Annotated in this window: 15 protein-coding genes, 1 tRNA gene and 1 pseudogene; 10 read left to right on the forward strand and 7 right to left on the reverse strand. The window is 71.3% G+C overall.

The window, feature by feature from the left end; all coding sequences use genetic code 11:
* Positions 1-62 precede the first annotated feature (62 nt).
* Positions 63-302 (reverse strand): mycoredoxin, encoded by a 240-nt coding sequence (locus MXD59_RS08230; protein ID WP_163547188.1) that lies wholly within the window; start codon positions 300-302, stop codon positions 63-65.
* A 94-nt stretch (positions 303-396) separates the two neighbouring features.
* Between MXD59_RS08230 and MXD59_RS08235 the strand changes: the two genes are divergently transcribed.
* From MXD59_RS08235 to MXD59_RS08250, 4 genes are all read left to right on the forward strand, one after another.
* Positions 397-2,709: an ATP-dependent DNA helicase UvrD2 gene (locus tag MXD59_RS08235; protein WP_248824164.1), complete on the forward strand. Its 2,313-nt coding sequence runs from the start codon at positions 397-399 to the stop codon at positions 2,707-2,709.
* A gap of 157 nt (positions 2,710-2,866) precedes the next feature.
* A complete protein-coding gene (locus MXD59_RS08240; protein ID WP_248824165.1) occupies positions 2,867-3,274 on the forward strand; it encodes a hypothetical protein in 408 nt (135 codons plus the stop codon).
* 110 nt (positions 3,275-3,384) lie between these two features.
* Entirely contained in the window at positions 3,385-3,672 is a 288-nt protein-coding gene (locus MXD59_RS08245) for a WhiB family transcriptional regulator (protein ID WP_372511981.1), read from the forward strand.
* Between the two features lie 166 nt (positions 3,673-3,838).
* A complete protein-coding gene (locus MXD59_RS08250; RefSeq protein ID WP_248824166.1) occupies positions 3,839-5,509 on the forward strand; it encodes an alkaline phosphatase family protein in 1,671 nt (556 codons plus the stop codon).
* Between the two features lie 149 nt (positions 5,510-5,658).
* Here MXD59_RS08250 and MXD59_RS08255 read toward each other — a convergent pair whose 3' ends face one another.
* From MXD59_RS08255 to MXD59_RS08265, 3 genes are all read right to left on the reverse strand, one after another.
* Positions 5,659-7,614 (reverse strand): AarF/UbiB family protein, encoded by a 1,956-nt coding sequence (locus tag MXD59_RS08255; RefSeq protein WP_248824167.1) that lies wholly within the window; start codon positions 7,612-7,614, stop codon positions 5,659-5,661.
* Between the two features lie 60 nt (positions 7,615-7,674).
* Positions 7,675-9,075 carry a ThiF family adenylyltransferase gene (locus tag MXD59_RS08260; protein WP_248824168.1) on the reverse strand — a complete coding sequence of 467 codons (1,401 nt, stop codon included), beginning with the start codon at positions 9,073-9,075 and terminating at the stop codon, positions 7,675-7,677.
* 182 nt (positions 9,076-9,257) lie between these two features.
* Positions 9,258-10,766 (reverse strand): zinc-dependent metalloprotease, encoded by a 1,509-nt coding sequence (locus MXD59_RS08265; RefSeq protein WP_248824169.1) that lies wholly within the window; start codon positions 10,764-10,766, stop codon positions 9,258-9,260.
* A 120-nt stretch (positions 10,767-10,886) separates the two neighbouring features.
* Between MXD59_RS08265 and MXD59_RS08270 the strand changes: the two genes are divergently transcribed.
* The 3 genes from MXD59_RS08270 (at position 10,887) to MXD59_RS08280 (ending at position 13,357) form a co-directional block, all read left to right on the forward strand.
* Positions 10,887-11,483, forward strand: coding sequence for a molybdenum cofactor biosynthesis protein MoaE (locus MXD59_RS08270; RefSeq protein WP_504858344.1), 597 nt, complete (start codon positions 10,887-10,889; stop codon positions 11,481-11,483).
* A gap of 60 nt (positions 11,484-11,543) precedes the next feature.
* Complete coding sequence (locus MXD59_RS08275; RefSeq protein ID WP_248824170.1) at positions 11,544-12,191, forward strand: hypothetical protein; 648 nt, start codon at positions 11,544-11,546, stop codon at positions 12,189-12,191.
* Between the two features lie 125 nt (positions 12,192-12,316).
* Positions 12,317-13,357: a YlbL family protein gene (locus MXD59_RS08280; RefSeq protein ID WP_248824171.1), complete on the forward strand. Its 1,041-nt coding sequence runs from the start codon at positions 12,317-12,319 to the stop codon at positions 13,355-13,357.
* Between the two features lie 21 nt (positions 13,358-13,378).
* Here MXD59_RS08280 and MXD59_RS08285 read toward each other — a convergent pair whose 3' ends face one another.
* Positions 13,379-13,885, reverse strand: a complete 507-nt coding sequence (locus MXD59_RS08285) for a PPA1309 family protein (protein ID WP_248824172.1) — start codon at positions 13,883-13,885, stop codon at positions 13,379-13,381.
* Positions 13,886-14,044: 159 nt separating this feature from the next.
* Here MXD59_RS08285 and MXD59_RS08290 point away from each other — a divergent pair, with 159 nt between their 5' ends.
* Both MXD59_RS08290 and MXD59_RS08295 read left to right on the forward strand, forming a co-directional pair.
* Positions 14,045-17,092: a UPF0182 family membrane protein gene (locus tag MXD59_RS08290; RefSeq protein ID WP_248824173.1), complete on the forward strand. Its 3,048-nt coding sequence runs from the start codon at positions 14,045-14,047 to the stop codon at positions 17,090-17,092.
* 316 nt (positions 17,093-17,408) lie between these two features.
* A tRNA-Met gene (locus tag MXD59_RS08295) sits at positions 17,409-17,485 on the forward strand.
* A gap of 356 nt (positions 17,486-17,841) precedes the next feature.
* On the opposite strand, the gene MXD59_RS08300 is transcribed toward MXD59_RS08295, so the two are convergent.
* Together MXD59_RS08300 and MXD59_RS08305 are read right to left on the reverse strand one after the other, a co-directional pair.
* Complete coding sequence (locus MXD59_RS08300) at positions 17,842-18,120, reverse strand: hypothetical protein (protein WP_163547168.1); 279 nt, start codon at positions 18,118-18,120, stop codon at positions 17,842-17,844.
* A gap of 291 nt (positions 18,121-18,411) precedes the next feature.
* Positions 18,412-18,897: pseudogene (locus tag MXD59_RS08305) on the reverse strand (Lrp/AsnC family transcriptional regulator); the annotation flags it as partial.
* Positions 18,898-19,074: 177 nt separating this feature from the next.
* Between MXD59_RS08305 and MXD59_RS08310 the strand changes: the two are divergent.
* Positions 19,075-20,544 carry an aspartate aminotransferase family protein gene (locus MXD59_RS08310; RefSeq protein WP_248824175.1) on the forward strand — a complete coding sequence of 490 codons (1,470 nt, stop codon included), beginning with the start codon at positions 19,075-19,077 and terminating at the stop codon, positions 20,542-20,544.
* Positions 20,545-20,601 lie beyond the last annotated feature (57 nt).

Here is a 20,601-nt window from a genome sequence, read left to right on the forward strand (position 1 = left end):
TGCCGGCCGCGTGTGCGGTGGGAAGGTAAGAACTCCCGGGATGTCGTTGCTCTACGTATCCGTTATGCGGCAGAAGTGACCTTCTCGGTGACCTGGCGGATGCTCGGGTTCGTCATCACAGTGCCATCGGGAAAGAGCACAGTCGGCACGGTCGCGTTCCCGTTGTTCGCATCGCGGACACGTTGCTCTGCTGTCGGGTCGTTCTCGATATCCACGGTCTTGTACTCCACGCCGGCGCGGTCCAGTTGGCTCTTCAGCCGAACGCAGTAGCCGCACCAGGAAGTCGTGTAGATCGTGAGCACGAATGGCCTCCAAGTCACTGGGACACAACAGATGCTCCAACAGTGTGGCGGCGCCGTCCCTTCCCGCGCCAGACCGGTACTACCGTGTCGAGGGATGTCCGGACCCACCGCTCCGCCGCCCGCGCCCACCGCCGCGCCCCGGGTGCCAGCCGCCGCCGCACCCGCCGGCCCGCCCGGTGCGACGCCCGTCGCCGCGTCCCGTGAGATCGGCGCGGCGGGCCCGGCCGCCGGCCACGATCTGCTGGCCGCGCTGGATCCGGAGCAGCGGGCCGCCGCGGCCGCCCCGCTCGGCCCGGTCTGCATTCTGGCCGGGGCCGGTACGGGCAAGACGCGCACGATCACCCACAGAATCGCGCACATGGTCGCGGATCGCGGGGTTGCGCCCGATCAGATCCTCGCGGTCAGCTTCACCACCCGGGCCGCAGGTGAGCTGCGCGGCCGGCTGCGGGCGATGGGTGTGCCGGGGGTGCAGGCGCGGACGTTCCATTCGTCCGCACTGCGCCAGTTGCAGTACTTCTGGCCGACGGTGGCCGGGGGTCCGCTGCCCAGGCTCGAGTCGAGCAGGATCCCGACGATGGCCCGGGCCGCGGCCCGGCTGGGCCTGCGCACCGACCGCACGGAACTGCGCGACCTGACCGCCGAGGTCGAATGGGCCAAGGTCTCGCTCGTCACACCCGAGGACTACGCGCGCCTGGCCGCGGCGGCTGGCCGCGAGACGACGATGACCGCCGCGACGATCGGTCGGCTCTACGGCGCCTACGAGGAGACCAAACGGGAGGCCGGGGTCCTCGACCTCGAGGATCTGCTGCTGCTCACCGCCGCCATGATCGAGGAGCACGGCTTCGTCGCGGGCGAGATCCGCTCCCGCTACCGGCACTTCGTCGTCGACGAGTACCAGGACGTCAACATGCTCCAGCAGCGGGTGCTCGACGCCTGGCTCGGTGACCGCGACAGCCTGTGTGTCGTCGGCGATCCCCATCAGACGATCTACTCGTTCGCCGGGGCCTCACCGCGTTACCTGCTCGAGTTCCCCCGCCGTCATCCGCAGGCGACGGTGGTCCGACTGGTGCGCGACTACCGGTCGACACCCCAGGTGGTGGCCCTGGCCAACCGGCTGGTGGGGGCGGGGCCCCGGGCCGCGCTCGTCGCCGCCGCGCCCGCCGGGCCCGCGCCGGTGTGGCTCGAGTGCGACACGGAGGCCGACGAGGCCACCGCCGTCACCAGCCGCATCCGGACCCTGATCGCCCGTGGCCTGCCGGCCAGCCAGATCGCCGTGCTGTACCGGACGAACGCGCAGTCGGAGGCCTACGAGTCGGCCCTCGGCGCGGCCGGCATCGCCTGTCTGCTGCGCGGCGGGGAGAAGTTCTTCGCCCGGCCGGAGGTCCGCAAGGCGACCGGACTGCTGCGGGCCGCCGTCCGCTCCGCCGACACCGACCGTCCGCTTGGCCTCGCCGACGCCGTGGCGGACGTCCTCGGTGCGCTGCAGTGGTACCCGCACACCGCCGCCGTGGGCACCGGCGCCGAACGGGAGCGCTGGGAGAACCTCGCCGCGCTGCACCGGCTCGCCGAGGATCTCGCGGCCCGCGATCCCGCCGCCGGCCTCGGCGATTTCGTCGACGAACTCGCCGATCGCGCCACCCACGAGCATCTGCCGACCGTCGAGGGGGTGACGCTGTCCACCCTGCACGCCGCGAAGGGCCTCGAATGGGACGCGGTCTTCCTCGTCGGCCTCACCGAGGGCACCCTGCCGCTGGTGCACGCCCGCTCCGCCGAGCAGATCGAGGAGGAGCGCCGGCTGCTCTACGTCGGGATCACCCGTGCCCGCACCCAGCTGGTCCTGTCATGGTCGCTGGCGCGCACCCAGGGAGCCAGCCGGGTCCGCCGCCCATCCCGTTTCCTGGACGAGCTACGCCCCGCACGCCGTGGCTTCGGTGGCGCCGCTGGCTCGAGTGGCTCCCGGGGCGGCGGGGGAGCCACCGGACGGGACGCCTCGGCCGACCCGGGTGGGGAGCGGTCGCCGGGATCAGACGGGATGGGCGGGGCGCCCGGCTCCGGGGGACCGGGGGACGCGGCTCGGACCCGGACCAGGGGGCGTTCCGCGGTGCGCTGCCGGGTCTGCGGTCAGTCGCTGACCGGCGCGTCGGCGCGGGTCGGGCGGTGCGCCCAGTGCCCCGGTGACGTGGATGCCGCGCTGTACGAACGCCTGCGGGTCTGGCGGGCCGCCACCGCGAAGGAGGCCCGCATGCCGGTGTTCGTCATCCTCACCGACGCGGCCCTGCGCGCGATCGCCGAATGCCGCCCCGGCACGGTCGCCGAACTGGTCAGGATCCCCGGGATCGGCCAGGCCAAGCTCGACCGGTACGGCGCGGCGGTGCTCGCCCTGGTGGCCGACCGCGCCACGCCGTGAGCACGGCTCAACCCTTGTGACGCAACGTGTCATACTCGCGACACAGAAAATACGTTGAGGTTCTCGCGAAGGCCTTCTACGGTTACACCGACGCCCCACAGACGCCGACTGGCTGCCATGCGCCACCGGCCCTCCGGAGAATCGAGGTGATCTCGCAATGGTGAACATTCTGGCGAACAGAGTGAGCAGCGAGGTCATCCGTCAGCAGCGCCCGCTGTCCGCGGCCTGCCTCCAGAGCACGGAGATCGGCGCTGGTCCGGCGCTCGCGCGCGCCCTCTATACCGCCCTGTCGACCATCGGCATGGCCGATGCCGGCGTGCCGGCGGGTGTCCGCGGTCGGGTTCTCGGCATGTCCATCACCCCGATGGTGTTGGCGGCCACATCAGGCGCGGCCCGGCCGAGCGCCACGGCTGTGTTCGCCGCCCAGCAGGCACCCGTCGCACCGCTGTCGGGCACCGCTGCGCTGCTCACGAAGCATCGCCAGGTCACCGGGAACACCGCTGGCCAGCTGCCCACGAACCGTCACCTCACATCGGGACACGTCCTCGATCCGCATCCGGAGTAAGCGCTCCGGAGCTGACACGAGAGCCGCGATCCCGATGGGGATCGCGGCTCTTTGTCGTTTCGCTTCCTTCCATCCGCTCGAAGCCCAACCGTGTCGGAGGTGACACCCCGGTGTTCGATCACATGATCGTCGCCCGGATCGAGCAGGATCGGCTCGTTCTGCCCTGCTGGGACGTCGATCCCGAAATGTTCTTCGCGGAGTCCCCGGCGGACGTGGAGACCGCGAAGGCCGTCTGCCACACCTGCCCGGTCCGGGCGGCCTGCCTGGCCGCGGCCCTCGATCGGGGCGAGCCGTGGGGGGTGTGGGGTGGCGAGCTGGTGGTGACCGGCACCGTCGTCCCGCGCAAGCGCCCCCGCGGCCGGCCACGCAAGGTCCGCCCCGAGGAGGTCGCGGCCTGAACGGGCCATCGCCTCGGCGGGTCGGGGCCTGAACATGGCCGTGGCTGCCAGCGGCCGCGGCCAAGCCACCTGGGTGCGGGCGGAACACCGAGCAGTCGGTGTTCCGCCCGCTGGTGTTGGCTGTGGATTTCCTCGCATGACGGGGGCACCCGGATAGGGTTTCCCCGTGCCCAGTCGCGATCGCGTCTACCCGCTGTCGACCGGAGCCCCATCCACCCCCGAGTCGACGTCCCTGGCCGAACCATTGGCCCTGGCCGAGCCGTCGCTCGCGGCGGCGGGCGCCGGGCTCGCCGCCGAACCCGAACCCGACCGCGCCGTCGGGCCGCGATCCCCGGGCGTCCCGGCGCACCGCGCGGCATCCCGCGCCGACGGGTCCGGCGAGCTGGGTCGGGCGGTCGCCGCACTCACCGCGCCGGAACTCGCCGCGATCGTCGACCTGGTCGCCTGGGTCGACGCGCCGTGGCTGTATGTCGCGAACGCGGCCGGGTCGGCCCGTGTGCCCACCGCCACGCCGGACGGGCCCTGGGAGGTGCGCTCCGGGCGTGACCCGTTGTTCTCGCAGGATCCGCTGCACGGCGTGCCCCTGGCGAACGCCCTGGCCGACCCGTCCCCGCCGAACGAACGCAACGCCTATCCGTTCGCCGGCCGGCGGCTGCTGTCCGCGTTCGGCGACGCCACCCGCTCACCCGACCTGATCGTCGTGCACACCCCGGGCCACTACTGGCCGGAGCGCGGCGGCCATCTCGGTGAACACGGCTCGCTGGACGCCGGCCAGTCCCGCGCCCCCCTGCTGCTCTCCGGTGCGGGTGTGCGGGCGCGCGGCCTGCGTGAGGGCGTGGCCCGGGTCATCGACATCGCCCCGACCCTCGCCGTTCTCGCCTCGGCGAGCCTGCCCGGGGCCGAGGGTACGGCGCTGACCGACATCGTCACCGCCGGTGTCGCGCGCCACGTCGTCGGTCTGCTGTGGGACGGCGCCAACTGCAACGATCTGCTGCATCTGGCCGGCACCGGCGTACTGCCGAACGTCGCCCGGCTGCTCGCCGAAGGCACGGCGCTGACCGGCGGTGCCATCGCCGAGTTCCCCAGCGTGACGCTGACCAACCACACCTCCGCGCTCACCGGCGTCGGCCCCGGCCGTCACGGCATCCTGCACAACGTCTACTTCGACCGCGCCGTCGGCCGCCAGGTGATCGTCAACGATGTGAAGACCTGGCACGCGGCCTGTGAGCAGCTCCGCGACGGCGTCGAGACGCTCTTCGAGGCCGTGCTCCGGGCACGTCCGGCGGCGGTGACCGCCTGCGTGAACGAGCCGGTCGACCGGGGCGCGCACTACTCGACGTTCGGCCTGGTCCGCGCGGCCGGTTCCGCCAGTGGCGCCGGTGACATGGGCGACTACCTGCCCCCCGTCGAGGGCGATCCGCACAGCGACGCCGAATGGGCGAACCGGGATCCCGACTACGCGTGGTCCAGCCGGGTCGACGCGCTCGGCCTCACCCAGGTCCTACAGCTGTGGGCCGCGGACGCCGTCCCGCCCGATGTCATGTGGTGGAACACCACCGTCACCGACACCGGCCACCACGGTGGCGGCCCCTATTCGCCCGAGTCCAGGGCTGCCCTGCGGGACGCGGACGCACGGCTGGGTGTCTTCCTCGACCTGCTGGCCGAGCGGGGTCTGCTGGCCGACACCGCGTTCCTGCTGACCGCCGACCACGGTTCGGAAGCCGCCGATCCGGACTGCCGCGGCGACTGGGGCGATGCCCTGCGGGCCGCCGGCGTGCGCTTCCGCGACGAGGGCTACGGCTTCGTCTACCTTGGCGATCTTCCCTCCGGCGAGTAGCTTCGCCACCCCTGCACGCCTCGCCTCCGTCCTTCCACCCCTGCGTCCCCGGCAGTCTCCGGAGGACGGAAGGTCATCAAGAAAGATCTTCGGCGATCCGCCAGGCGGCTTCCACCGACAGGTCGCGAGCGTCGCCTCGCGGCCTCGAGCTACCGCCCGTCGTCGGGGTCGGGCCTGGGCGCTGGCACCACCTCGCTGGCGGCCGTCGGCTGATCGACCGCTCCGGCCCGGTCGCCTGCGCCAGTTCGGTCGGCTGGTCCGGGCTGATCGACCGGGCCGGGCTGATCGCTTGCCTTGCGCTGGTCGGTGATCTTCGTCCGGGCGGGTGGTCGCGACCTGGCGGCGGCTTTCGGCTTCGGCTGGACGGCGGACTTCGCCCCGGCCGCGGGCCGTGTGGCCGAGGACGGCTTGGGCTGGGAACCAGACGTCGGCGCGCCGGCGGCGGTCGGCCTGGTGCTGGACGTCGGGCCATCGGTAGCGGACGACTCGGGGACCGCCGGATCGGTAGCGGCCGGCGCGGGGGCGACTCGCGGTTTCGGGGTGGGCTTCGACCGGGTGGTCGCCCTGGTCCGGGCTGCCCGCCCGGTGCCGGTCGCGCCGGCTTTTCCCGTGGCGGGGGGCGTGGGCGCCTCGGCCAGGGTCGCTCGGCGCCGGCCACGGCGGGAACGGGGGGTCCCGAGGACGACCGGACCGGCGAGCGCGTGGATGACGCCCGCCTCCTCCCGGACCCGCAGCACGGGCAGGGGACGGTCGGGGCGGTTGGCATGCGCGGCGGCGCGGGCGGCCGGCGTGCCGGGCTCGGCGAAACCGGGCTGCCAGCGTGCCATCTCGGCGCGGAAGTCGCCGGTGCTGCCCAACTGGCAGAGCACACCGATGGCGCCGAGCGTCACGCGGTGGATGAGCAGGTACGACGGGGGGAGGTTGAGCTGGCGGCCGAGTTGGGCCGCGGCCGAACGCCAGTCGCTGATCCGGGTGGCCTCACCCCGCAGCCAGCCACGGGTGAAGGTGAACTCGTCCACGGCGATCGGGGCCAGCATCGGGGCCAGATAGTCGAGCAGATCCGCGGCTTCGATCTCGGCCGCCGCCGGGATGAAACCCTCCGCGCGCAGCCCGTCGGCGACCGCCGCCGAGTCCCCGGCCAGTGTCTGGCGGGCGAGGCGGCCCACCGGCTCGGGCAGCCCGCCGGGCAGGCGGTTGACCGCGCCGAAGTCGAGGACGCCCAGGCGCCCGTCCGCCAGCAGTCGGAAGTTGCCCGGATGCGGGTCGGCATGCAGCAACCCGGCCCGGGCCGGACACGAGTAGAGGAACCGGACCAGCAGCATCCCGGCCTGGTCCCGCTGTTCGGATGTGCCCTCGCTGATGATGGTGGACAGTGGCGTTCCGTCGATCCACTCGCTGACGATCACCCGGTCGGCGCCGGCGATGGGACGGGGGACCGCGATGTCGGGGTCGCCGGCGTAGGCCTCGGCGAAGGCGGCCTGCCAGGCGGCCTCCAGCCGGTAGTCGAGTTCCTCGGCGACGCGGGCCTTGAGCTCCTCGATGAGGGGTTTGACGTCCAGGCCGGGAACGATCGAGCTGAACAGACGGGCGGCCCGACCAAGCTGGGTCAGGTCGGCGAGCAGCGCGGGGCCGGCTCCCGGGTACTGCACCTTGACGGCGACCGGCCGGCCGTCCGCCCACACCGCCCGGTGGACCTGACCGATGCTCGCCGCCGCGACCGGCGTGTCGTCGAACTCGGCGAACAGCGACCGCCACTCGGGGCCCAGTTCCTCCTCGAGCACCCGCCGCATCACCGCGGTGGGTAGTGGCGGGGCCGCCTCCTGCAGTTTGGTCAGTGCCGCCCGGTAGGGCGCGGCCACCTCGTCGGGCAGCGCGGCCTCGAAGACGGACATCGCCTGGCCGAGTTTCATCGCGCCGCCCTTGAGCTCACCGAGCACGCGGAAGATCTGTGCGGCGGTGCGTTGCTGCAGCTCAGAGGCGACGACCTCGGCGGGGCGACCGCCCAGGCGTCGACCGGCGCCTATCGTGGCGCGGCCGGCGATCCCCAAGGGGAGCGCGGCCAGTTTCGCGGTGCGGACCACGGCCCGCCGCGGGATGTCGGACACAGCTCCATCGTGCCCCCTCCCGCCGTGTTACGGGAGGGTCGCGTGACGAACTGTTGGGTGTTATCCAGCTTCGGCTGGCCCAGCCCGGTGTGTCGGCGGGTCGCCGCGGCCACCGGGACGGGGCGGGACCGTGCCCGCCCGGGGCACCCCCGGCGGCGCGGCCCGGGCGGCGCGACGGGCTGTCCGACAGGGACAGTTGGGGTGCACCGGCCAGCTGCGGCGGGCGACCTGCCAGCCGGGCACGGCGAACTCCAGAGATCCGTTCGCCGTCGCCGGCAGGGGGGTCTCGCCGCGCAGCACTATGGCTTTCGTCTCAGCGATGCGGTGCGCGGCCGAAGGCTGCCGCTCGGCGTGGCCGGGCCGGGGGAGGGGAGCGGACGCGTCGAGATAGTCCAGGGCCTGCATCGCGGTGAGCGCCGCGACCAGACTCGCGAGGGTCACGTCGCAGGGGTCGTCGCCGTTGGTCCGCGGCCGGATCAGCTGGAGGGCGAGCCGCGGCCAGTCGGGATCCCGGTCGTGGCGGTGCAGATGCTGGCAGTGCAGGCAGGCCGTCACCGTGGGCACGACGAGCGGCCCGACGATTCCGCTGGTCTCACGTACCCCGGCCAGCAGATGGGCGTGACCGCGGTGTTCCAGGTCGAGCGCGAGATCCGGGGCGAGCAGCGGCGGGCCGATCGGGGCGAGCACCACCAGATCCGCTTCGAAGGCCGCGGGCACCGGTGGCCCGGAGTCGCCGACCACCGGCACCTGATCGGGCCGACCGGGCCGAGTGGAAGCGCGCGCCGGCCGGGACGGTGCCGCCGACGGCTGCTGCCCGGGGGAACCATGGCCGATCCGGGTCAGCGCCGCACCCGCCGCGAGAGCCCGGGAGCGGCCCACATCGGCCAGCCGCAGCCCACCGGGCGCGACGTCGGCGGCGGAAACCACCCCGGGATCATCGATCACGATGCGGCCGATGCCGGCCGCACCCAGCAGGGCGGCGATCTGCGCACCGACCCGCCCGGCTCCCTGGACCAGCACCTGGGCGGCCTGCCGGGCCCGCAGCACCGCCAGCGGGCGAGCCGGATCGGCCCAACGCAGGGACAGCGCGGCCAGATCCGGAAGCAGCCGGGCTCGTCCGCCCCGGGCGGCGACGGCTGGCTCCACGGCGCTGCCCGGTACCCCCAGGGCCTCAGCGAGCCGTGCGGCCGCCTGTGGGTCGGGAGCCATCAGCGACGACGTGAGGGTCGCGTCGGTCAGCATGCCGGCCTCGGCGAGCAGATCAAGCAGATCCTGACCGGCCGGGCCGCCGTCGGCACGCACCTGCTCCCAGGTGCGGCGGCCGTCGAGCGTGTCGAGCAGGGCCGTGTGCGCCGGCTGGAGACCGGTGACGACCACGGCCCGAGTCGGATCGATGCCGAGCTGCAAGGTCGAGCCGTTGTGCCAGAGCCGACGTAGGCCAGGCTTGAGGATCGGGCGCATGGATCCCCCACGGGTCCACCGGCGGCCGAGGCCGCCGGACACAGTTCGGAATCCGGCCCGTGGGCCGGGAGGACCACCGTGTCACGCGGATCCGGTCCTGGGCGAGAGCCCGCCGACCGCTGTGGACGAGCGATCCGAGCCTGTGGACAACCGCCGGCCCGTCCGGACGAACGGACGAGCGATCAGCCGGTGCCGTCCGGCCGATCGCCACCCGGACCCTGCGCACTCGGGCCTTCGTCCCCCGCGTCCGTGCCATCGGTGGCCGTGCCATCCGTGGTCGTGGCGCCCGGGCCGTCACCAGCCGGGCCGGTGCCGCTTGGTCCCCGACCAGCCGAACCCTTGCTGAGGCCGCTTTCAGCCGGTGGCGTGTCGCGCAGCTTCTCGATCTCGGCGATGGGGTCGTCGAGCACACCGGAACTCGTCGTGTGCACGAAGCCGTCGGGTGAACCCAGATCGTCCGAGGTGGGCAGCAGGTCCGGATGCTCCCAGACCGCGTCGCGCCCGTCCCGGCCACGAGCCTGCGCCAACGCCGCCCACAGGGCCGCCGCCTCCCGCAGCTTGCGGGGCCGAAGCGACAGCCCGACCAGCGTCGCGAAGGTCTGCTCGCCCGGGCCTCCCTCGGCCCGGCGGCGGCGGACCATCTCCCGCAACGCGGCCGATCCCGGCAGATGCCCGGTCGCCGCGGCATCGGTGACATGGTCGACCCAGCCCTCGATCAGCGCGAGGATGAGCTCGAGGCGGGCGAGCGCCGCCTGCTGCTCGGGTGTGGTCGCGTCGTTGAACACGTCCTCCCCGAGGGCCTCGGACAGCCGCTCGGGGTTCATCAGCGCACTCGGATCGACCATCCGCATCACCCGGCCGACGGCCTCGGTGTCGACCGCGATGCCGCGGGCGTACTCCTCGACCGCGCCCAGGACGTGCGCCCGCAGCCACGGCACATGCGCGAACAGTCGACTGGAGGCCGATTCCCGCAGCGCCAGGTAGATGCGCACCTCGTCCGCCGGGATCTCCAGGCCAGCGCCGAAGTCGGCGACACCGGCGGGTACGAGGGCGGCCATCCCGGCCGGCCCCAGCGGCAGTCCCACCTCGGTGGAGGAGACGACCTCGGCGGCCAGCGTCCCGATCGCCTGGCCGACCTGCGCGCCGAACAGCATGCCGCCGACCTGGTTCATCATGCTCATGACCGGTCCACCGGCGCCCATCAGCGCACTGAGATCGACCCCCGGTGGCAGCGCGCCGCGCAGCTCCTCGGGCAGCTCGATGCCACCCCCGCCCAGCTGGCTCAGCCCACTGGAGATGCCGGTCCGCATCGCCTCGACGACCTTGGTCGCGATCGGATCACACAGGGTGCGCCATACCGGCAGGGTCTTCTCGACCCATTCCACCCGCGACCAGCCGGCCGCGCTCGTGGCCCCGGAGGGCAGCGCGGTGACCGGGTCGAGCCAGACATCGGCGATCCGCAGCGCCTCCGCGACCTGATGCTGTTCGCCGACGGGGACGACGGAGGCACCGTCACCCAGTGAGCGGACCGCGATCTGGCGCGCCAGCTCCCAGTTGACCGGGCCGCCCTGCCAGGACAGCAGCCGCTCCAGCTCGGCGAAGAACGGCGCTCCACTGCCGAAGGGGGAGCGGGGCTCCTCGCCGCCACCACCACCGGTGGGGCCGAAGCCGAACGGAAGGTCGCCACTCATCGGACGTGGCCTGATCGGGAAGCGAGACGTCGCGTGTGTGGTTCGGGCATGAACCCACGGTAATGCGTTTTCTGCCGGCTGGGCGGAACGGCCGCCGCGAGGCACGGTTAGGGTCGAGATGTGGAGCCGACCAGCGTTGCGACAACGGACGGGCCCGACGACATCGCCCCCGTGACCGATCCCACCGGCGCGACCGGCAGCGAACCCACCGCCGACGGCGCCTCCACCCTCATGACCTTCTCGCCCACCGGCGACGCGGCTGCTGGCGGTGCCGGGGGCGGGCCGGTGGGCAACCCCGCTCGGGTCACCCTGGCCGAGGTTCGTGACGCTACGTTGTCGATCGACGAGTGCGTCTCGGCCGTGATGCTGCCCGAAGTTGGCGGGATCGCGCTGTTCGTGGGCGTGGTAAGGGATAACGATCACGGCCGCCCGGTGACCGACCTTGCTTACGAGGCGCATCCGCGAGCGGAGGTGGAGCTGGCGCGGGTCGCGGCGGACGTCGCGGCGCGGGCGGGGGCCCACGCGGTCGCGGTGACCCACCGAACCGGGCACCTCCACGTGGGGGACGTCGCGGTCGTGGTGGCCGTGGGCGCGGCCCATCGCGGCGAGGCATTTGCCGCCTGTCGTCGTCTGATCGATGACATCAAGTCGCAGGTTCCCATTTGGAAACACCAGATTTTTGCCGATGGCGCGGTGGAATGGGTAGGCGCCTGCTGAGCGGGGCACCTACGATAGAAATTAGTCACCTTCTTGTTCGTCTCGACGTCGAGGCTTCCCATGTGGTTCCTGCTGATCCCCCCTGTCGCCCTCGTCGTGGCGCTCGTGTGGGTTGCCATGCGTAGCCGACCCGACCGTTCCTCCGAAGCCATGATCACTATTGCGGGCTACCGGCGCAGCATGGCCGCGCTCGCCCGCCCGATTCCCCCCGCGTCCTCCACCTCCGACCGTCGTGGTGCGGTGGGCGGCGACGCCTTCCCGTTCGCACCGGAGGGCGGCGGCCGCTCCTACCGGCCCGATCCCGACGAACGCATCCCGCACTCGCGGGACGGCTACGGTCCAGATGACCGGTTCTGGTCGGATCGGGACTGGTCCGAGTTCGGCTGGTCCGATCGGGACTGGTTGGCTGGTGACTGGTCCGACCACGGCCTGGCGGATTCCGATCCGCGCGATCATCGCCTGGGTGAGGTCGACCTGCCCGACCGAGATCCGCGCGGGCGAGATGGGTACGACACCAGCCTGCCGGCCCGATTCAACGACGACCCGTTCGACGTCGACTCCCTCGATGTCGACTCCCTCGATATCGATCCCCTCGATGTCGACTCCCTCGACGTCGACGACACCTATCTGCTGAGCCCGGTCACCGGGCCGATCGTCCTCGACGATCTGCAGAAGCGGCCGCGGCCTCGCCCGGAGGGCTCCGAGTAGGGCCCCTCGGCCCGCACGTCGGCGCCCGTCGCATCTCGTTGCGGCGGGCGCCGTCTCGTATGCCCAGCGGGTGCCGGCGGTGGACGGCTGGTCCCGCGGCGCGGGTGGGTACATAGACTGCGGGAATGGTCCGGCGCACCCAAACACTGGTGGTCACCTCGGTTTTGGCGCTGGTGTTGCTGGTGGTCGGCCTGTGGCTGCCGGTCCCCTTCGTCACACTCGCACCCGGGCCGGTGACCGACACCCTCGGCGCGGTGGACGGCACGCGGCTGATCACCATCGAGGGGCGCCGCACCTACCCGACGTCCGGCCGGCTGGAACTGACCACCGTCGAGGAGACGCCCCGGCTCAACCTGGTCAGTGCCCTGCACGACTGGCTCGACTCCGACCAGGCGGTGGTGCCCACCGAGCTGATCCGGCCCCGCGGCTCCTCCGAGCAGCAGGTCCAGCAGGAGAACACCCAGGCCATGCTGGACTCCCAGGACCAGGCGACCGCCGCGGCCCTCGCGCAGCTGAAGATCGAACCCACCGGCGCGGCGGTCACGGTCGGTTCCGTACCGGACGGCTCCCCGGCGGCCGACAAACTCGCCACCGCCGACGTGCTCACCAAGGTCAACGGGGTCTCGGTGACCAGCCAGGAGCAACTGCGCACCGAGATCGGCAAGGTCCGTCCCGGAGCATCGGTGACCATCAGTTATCACCGTGCCGGCAAGGACGAGTCCACGACGATCGTCACCCGGCCGTCGCCCGACGATCCGAACCGCGCCATCATCGGCGTCACGACCAGCCTCAAGAACACCTATCCGTTGACGGTCAGCATCCGCCTGTCGGACGTGGGTGGTCCCAGCGCCGGCCTGATGTTCGCGATGGGCATCGTGGATCTGCTCACACCCGGAGAGCTCACCGGCGGCAAGATCATCGCGGGCACCGGGACCATCGACGAGAAGGGTGTGGTCGGCCCGATCGGCGGCATCCAGCAGAAGGTCCTCGGCGCCCGGGAGTCCGGTGCGACGATCTTCCTCGTGCCGGCGGCCAACTGCACGGACGCCAAGGCCGTCGAGCGGGGCAAGGCACCCCGCCTGGTCAGGGTGAACACCCTGGCCGACGCCCTGAGCTCGGTCGAGGCCCTGCGGACCAACCCGGCCGCGACCGTCCCGTCCTGCTGAGCGGACGGGACGGCCGGGCGTTCACTGGAAGGTCGCGAGCAGCCCGTCGATCAGGTTGTCGGCGAGGTCAGGATCGACCACGAGTTCGTCGTCGCCCCGTACCCGCAGGCAGGAGGCGTGCAGGCCGCTGCGGGTCACCCCGACGGCGAGCCGGACGTCCTGGCGTTCGGGATGGTTGGCGGCCCAGTACTCGATCTCCTCGTCGGAGTACGGCGCCTCCTGCTCGGCGCTGGGCGGCAGGACGACCAGTTCGGTGACCAGAACGCAGCCCAGCACCTCCGGGGGCCATCCGATGCCCGCCAGCACCTCGTCGAGACGGCCCGCCGGCAGCGGCTCCTGCTCGACCGGAGTCAGCGACCCGGGCGGCGAGTCGCCGATGTGGGGGGCCAGGGCTGGTTCGCGGGCCAGCAGGTCACCGGTGTCCGCGAGGGCGTAGACCTGGCTGGGTTGGTCCCACCCCGAGTCGGCGACGTGTCGCTCGACCTCGAGTACGACGGAGGTCAACTCCGTGATGTTCGGGCTGCTCACCGACCCATCCTCTCCGATCTGCCCGCAGCCGCTGGCGTAGGTTGCGGTACAGGGTGCTTCACGCTTCGTCAGACGTGTCGGACGAAGGCCGTACCACCTGACGACGACGACGTACGAACAACGACCGCGGGCCGACCGCCCTGACCGCACGGAGGAACTGTGGCCTCGACCAGCCCCCGCCCGGTGCTGACCCGCGCCAAGGTGATTGTCCCGGTGGCGCTGGTCCTGGCCGTGCTGATCGCGTTCGTCACGGTCTTCACGCGGTTCTACACCGATCTGCTGTTCTACCGCTCGGTGAACTTCAGCAAGGTCTTCACCACCGTCATCTACACCCGGATTCTGTTGTTCGCGCTCTTCGGCGTGGTGATGGCCGTTGTGATCGGGACCAACATCGTACTGGCCTACAGGCTGCGCCCCCCGGTGCGGCCGCTGTCGACCGAACAGCAGAACCTCGAGCGGTACCGCTCGGCCGTCGAGCCGTACATGAAGCTGGCCCTGGTCGCGGTGGCGGCGCTGTTCGGCCTGGCCGCGGGACTGTCCGCATCCGGGCACTGGCGCACCTGGCTGCTGTGGGTGAACGGCGTGAAGTTCGGCGAGACCGACCCGCAGTTCCACCGGGACATCAGCTACTACACCTTCACCTACCCGTTCCAGCGGTTCCTGCTGGGCTTCCTGCTGACCGCGGTCCTGCTCTCGCTGCTGGTGACGATCCTGACGCACTACCTGTTCGGGGGAATCCAGCTGCAGACGCCCCGGGAGCGGGTGACACCGGCCGCCAAGGCGCACATCTCGGTCCTGCTGGGGCTGGTGGCGCTGCTCAAGGCCTGGGCCTACTGGCTGGACCGGTTCGGCTCGGTCTTCTCCTCCCGCGGCGTGGCCACCGGAGCGTCGTACACCGACGTGCACGCGGTGCTGCCGGCCAAGCTCATCCTGCTGTTCATCTCGCTGGCCTGCGCGGTGCTGTTCATCTACAACATCTTCCAGCGCGGCTGGACGCTGCCGCTGGTCGGCGTCGGCATCCTGGCACTGTCCTCGGCGGTGATCGGCGGCATCTACCCGACCTTCGTCCAGCAGTTCCAGGTCCGGCCGAACGAGGCCACCCGGGAGACGCCCTACATCGAACGCAACATCACCGCGACCCGGGACGCCTACGGCATCGACAAGGTGCGCTCCGAACCGTACGCGGCCCGCACCGACGTCACCGCCGCCAAGGTCGCCGCCGACACCGGCACGATCCCGAACACCCGGCTGCTCGACCCGAGCAAGGTGTCCCGCACGTTCCAGCAGCTCCAGCAGATCCGCGGCTACTACACCTTCCCGAAGACCCTGGACGTCGACCGCTACACCGTCCGCGGCGACGACGGCAAGGACGTCACCGGTGACTACGTCGTCTCCGTCCGGGAACTGAACCAGGCCGGTCTCGGCACCGAGCAGCGCAACTGGATCAACGACCATCTGACCTACACCCACGGCAAGGGTTTCGTCGCCGCGCCGTCGACCACCGTCGACAACGGCCGGCCCGCCTTCGAGCAGGGTGAGCGCAACCTGCCCCAGGAAGGCGACTTCGGCGTCACCCAGGACCGGATCTACTTCGGCGAGATGTCACCGAAGTACTCGGTCGTCGGCACCCGCCAGGTGGAGATCGACGGTCCCGGCCCCGGCAACACCCAGGCGACGACGACCTACAACGGTGACGGCGGAGTCTCCATCGGCTCCACCTTCCGCCAGGGGCTGTTCGCCCTGCGGTTCGGTGAGAAGAACCTGCTGCTCTCCGGGGACATCACCAGGAACTCGCGCATCCTCTACGAGCGCAACCCGCGCGACCGGGTCAGCAAGGCCGCGCCCTGGCTCACCCTGGACGGCGACCCCTACCCGGCCGTCGTCAACGGCAAGATCACCTGGATCCTCGACGGCTACACCACCTCGGACGGCTACCCGTACTCGGCCCGACGCACCCTCGGCGACGTCACCGCGGACGCGGTCACCGCGCAGAGCGGCAACCGCGCGCAGCAGCCCCCGGACCAGGTCAACTACATCCGCAACTCGGTGAAGGCCACCGTCGACGCCTACGACGGCACCGTCACGCTGTACGCCTGGGACGAGAAGGACCCGGTGCTGCGCACCTGGATGAAGGCGTTCCCCGACACGGTGCAGCCGAAGAAGGCCATCTCCCCGTCGCTGATGGAGCACCTGCGCTACCCCGAGGACCTCTTCAAGGTGCAGCGCGACCTGATCGGCCAGTACCACGTCGCCGACACGCCGGGTCGCACCCCCGCCCAGGTCGCCCAGGACTTCTACTCCCAGGTGGACTTCTGGCAGGTCTCCGACTCACCGGACGGCAGCGACCAGCCGCAGCCCCCGTTCTACGTCTACAGCCAGCTCCCCGGACGGACGAAGCCGACCTACAACCTCACCTCCCCCCTGATCTCGGCGCGCTCCTCCAAACTCGCCGCCTACATGGCCGTCTCCAGTGATCCCGGTACCTACGGCCAGTTCACCCTGCTCAAGCTCCCCTCCGGGGACACCATCAGCGGCCCCGTGCAGGTGCAGAGCGCCATCGAGTCCAACGCCGACGTCGTCAACAAGCTCACCCTGTGGCGTGGCGCCGGCTCCCAGACCATCGAGGGCAACCTGCTGACCCTGCCCGTCGCCGGTGGTCTGCTCTACGTCGAGCCGTACTACGTCCAGGCCCGCGGCAGTACCGGCTACCCGACGTTGCAGGGGGTCGCCGCCGCGTACGGCGAACGCATCGGCTTCGGCACCTCCCTGGGCGAGGCCCTCGACAAGGTCTTCGGATCCGGGGCGGGCGCCGCCGCCGCCGGAGCCGGCTCCGGCGCCGACAGCGTCACCAACGGTGATCAGAATGGCGCCGGCGCCGGCGCCGGTGGCGCGAGCGCCGGTGCCACCGGTGGTTCAGCCGCCGGCGGTGGCACCGCACTGCAGGACGCGATCAACGATGCCGACCGCGCCTACCAGTCGGGCCAGACCGCCCTGGGCAAGAACCCACCCGACTTCACCGCCTACGGCCAGTCCCAGTCCGACCTCGCGGCCGCTCTCGCCCGCCTGCGCACCCTCGCCCCGCCCGCGTCCACGGCGCCGGTCTCCCCGTCCCCGTCCTCCACCGCACGCTCCCCCTCCCCCTCCGCGCCCGCCTCCGCCGTCGTCGTCTCACCCCGCCCCTCCAGCCCGCCCGCCGCGAGCGGCTAACCCGATCCCCGTGGAGCTCCGACGGTCTCGCCCTCCACAGGACGAGACCGTCTGGCGGCGACAGGTGCACGCCAGGGGAGTCGTGGTCCGTGCGGGGTCGAGGGCGGTGGCTGTGTGGGTGCCAGGGAAGGTGGACGCCGGGCCCGGGTCTCGCGGGCGTGGTCGACCCGGCGTAGGCGATCATGGTGGACGTCCAGGGCGGCGAGTGGTCGCGGTGCGGACGGGCGAGGGAAGATCGATACGAGAAAATTCGAAATCGGTACGCCATCGATTTGACACCCCCCGGTGGCGAACATGTATGGTGAACTCACACCGACGCGGGGTGGAGCAGCTCGGTAGCTCGCTGGGCTCATAACCCAGAGGTCGCAGGTTCAAATCCTGCCCCCGCTACCACCGAAATAAGACCCGGATGAAAATCCGGGTCTTATTTTGTTTTCGGGATGGAGACGGCCGCGGGCCGCCAGCGTCGGCTCTGTGGATGGGTCGGTGCGGGCAGGTCGCGGTTCGTACGCGATGGCCGTCAGGCTCTTCAGGCCGGCTGAGGTTGGGGCGGCTCTGAGAAGCGGTGCCCGGTGGCGGGATGACGCGGTGGCGGCCGCGCACCACGTTCGGGCGCGTGGCCAGGGCATTCCGGTGACTGGCGGGAGCCCGCGGCTCGGGAGGTGGTTGGTCGTCCTGCGGGACGCAGGACGACGCGACCTACCCGCCGGTGCGGCCGCTCGGCCGCAGGGCCGCCGACAACGTGCCGGTCAGCGGGGGTGAGCCTGCGGATGGGGGCGGGGAGCGCGCCAGGGTGAGGATGGTTGCACGGCTTCGGCGGCGCGGACGAGGGACTGGGCGAGGCTGCGAGCCTCGTCAGGGCCCAGGTAGGCGGCGGCAAGGGTGTCCAGCATGGGAGCGTCGACCCGGAGCAGGATCACGGCGGTGCTGCCGGCGGCTGCCGGCGGCTCGGGCCGCACGGTGATCTCGGCCTGGCCGATGCGGGTCGTCAGAATGCCGTCCTGCGGGTCATGGTGGACCAGCGCCATGGTTACCCCATTATGTCCGAACCGGAGCCAGTGGGATTCCACTGTGCCTGTTTGACTCCTGTTGACGCTTTGTCGTTGCCTTGATGTGGTGTCCTTTGTGTGACTCCGCTGCCCGTTCAAGGGTGGCAGGCCGTCCGTTCCCGCCGGATGGCGGTCTCACCCGCCGTCGCGCTGGTGTTCCCGCCCGCGATCGGGGTTCTCGCCGCGGCCAGGGTTCTCGCCGCGGCCAGGGTGGTGGTCGCCGAGGGGGGAACGTGCGGGGTCGACCGGGGCGCGGCTGGCGGTGTGCGTGCCCCAGGTGTAGGTCTGCTTCACCAGGCGGAGGTAGACGAAGGTCTCGGTGGCGATGACCTGCGGCATGGCCCGGATGCTGCTGTTGATCGCGTCCAGCAGATGCTCGTCGTCCTCGGCGACGAGCTCGACCAACAGGTCGAACGAGCCGGCGGTGAGGACCACGTAGTCGACCTCGGGCAGCTCGGCGATCTGCTCGGCGGCGACCCGTGCGTCGCCACTGACCCGGACCCCGACCATCGCCTCGCGGTGGAAGCCGACCTGCAGCGGATCGGTGACCGCCACGATCTGCATCACCCCGGCCTCCAGCAGCCGCTGGACGCGCTGGCGTACGGCGGCCTCGGACAGACCGACGACACCGGCCATGGCCGCGTAGGAGCGCCGCCCGTCGGCCTGCAGCTGCTCGATGATGGCCCGATTGACGTCGTCCAACAGCCCGTCCGAGCCGGACCGCTGGCCAGGGGCCCGTCGCGCCCGCACCGGCATCCTCCTTGGCTCCCGCATGTGCCGTCATCGTATGGCTACCGACGAGTCCATGGGGATGCGATTCCAAAATCCGACTTTCCCGACGGATTCCGTCGTTGATTCGGGATGCGGGCTACGCTTTCAGTGGTCAAGCTAACTGTCGGAGCGGTGGGTCGGCTTCGTGAGGGGGCGTGGACGATGGCAGAGACGATCGTGCCCGGGCGGTGGTCGGGGCGCACGGCGGGGGAAGCGGATCGTGACGGGCAGCCGCGGCGAGAGCAGGGGCAGCGGGAGGTGGGGGCGCTGCGGGCTCGGGCCGAGGAACTCACCGAGCGTGAGGAGGTCCGGTTGCGGGCCGGCACACCCGGCTCGCGGCGGATGCACGAACGGGCGGTGCGATCGATGACGTCCGGGGTGCCGTCGTCCTACCAGGTCCGTGATCCGTGGCCGATCTACCTCACCCATGGGGTCGGTTCGCGGGTGTGGGACGTGGACGGTACGGAGTACGCCGACTTCCACAACGGCTACGGATCGATGGTCCAGGGGCACGCCCATCCGGCGATCGTGCGGGCAGTCCGTGATCGGATCGGTCTGGGCAGCCACTTCGCGATGCCGACGGAGGACTCCATCGTGGTCAGCGAGGAGCTGGCTCGCCGGTTCGGGCTGCCGCAGTGGCGTTATGTGAACTCGGGCTCCGAAGCGACGATGGATGCCATCCGGATCGCCCGCGGCGTCACCGGCCGCGACACCATCATCAAGATCTTTGGTTCCTACCACGGTCATCACGACTACGTGATGGTGTCCATCGGCACGCCGTACGCCGATATCGGCCCGGCCGAGCACATGAACTCCCTCGGCTACGGGGCGGGCATCCCGCAGGCGGTCATCGACCTCACGGTCCCGGTGCCGTTCAACGACGCGTCCTCGATGGAACGCCGCATCGAGGAACTGGAGTCCGAGGGTCGACTACCAGCCTGCGTGATCATGGAAGCGGCGATGATGAACCTCGGGGTGGTGCTGCCCGAGCCGGGCTATCTGCAGGCGGTCCGGGAGATCACGGCCAGGCACGGCATCGTGCTGATCTTCGACGAGGTCAAGACGGGACTGTGCGTCGCCCCGGGCGGTGCGACGCAGCGTTTCGGGGTCCGCCCGGACATGGTGACCTTGGCCAAGGCGCTCGGCGGCGGGCTGCCGTCCGGGGCCATCGGCGCCACCGCGGAGATCATGGAAGTGGTCGCGTCCGACCGGGTGAAGCAGGTGGGCACGTTCAACGGCAACCCGCTGACCATGGCCGCCGCACGGGCGAGCCTGCTGGAGGTGCTGACGCCCGCCGCCTACGATCATCTTGATCGTCTCAACGACCGGCTGATCGGTGGCTGCGACACCATTCTGGCCCGGTACGGCATTCCCGGCTACACGGTCGGCATCAGTTCCAAGGGCTGCGTGAACATCACGGATGCGCCGATCCGCGACTACACGTCCTTCATGGCGCACCAGGTGGCGGAGCTACCCGATCTCGCCTGGCTCTACCACGCCAACCGCGGTGTGCTGATGGCGCCGGGGCGCGAGGAGGAGTGGACCCTGTCGGTGCAGCACACCGACGCCGATGTCGACCGCTACCTGGACGGACTCGACCAGCTCGCCCAGGACCTCGTCGCCGCCGGCTGAACGCCACAGAGGTGCCCGCCCGCGTACGCGGGTGCTTGACCAACCGACGGTGCTGAC

Origin of the sequence: Frankia umida (genome assembly GCF_023242945.1) — a bacterium.
GTDB lineage: Bacteria > Actinomycetota > Actinomycetes > Frankiales > Frankiaceae > Frankia > Frankia umida.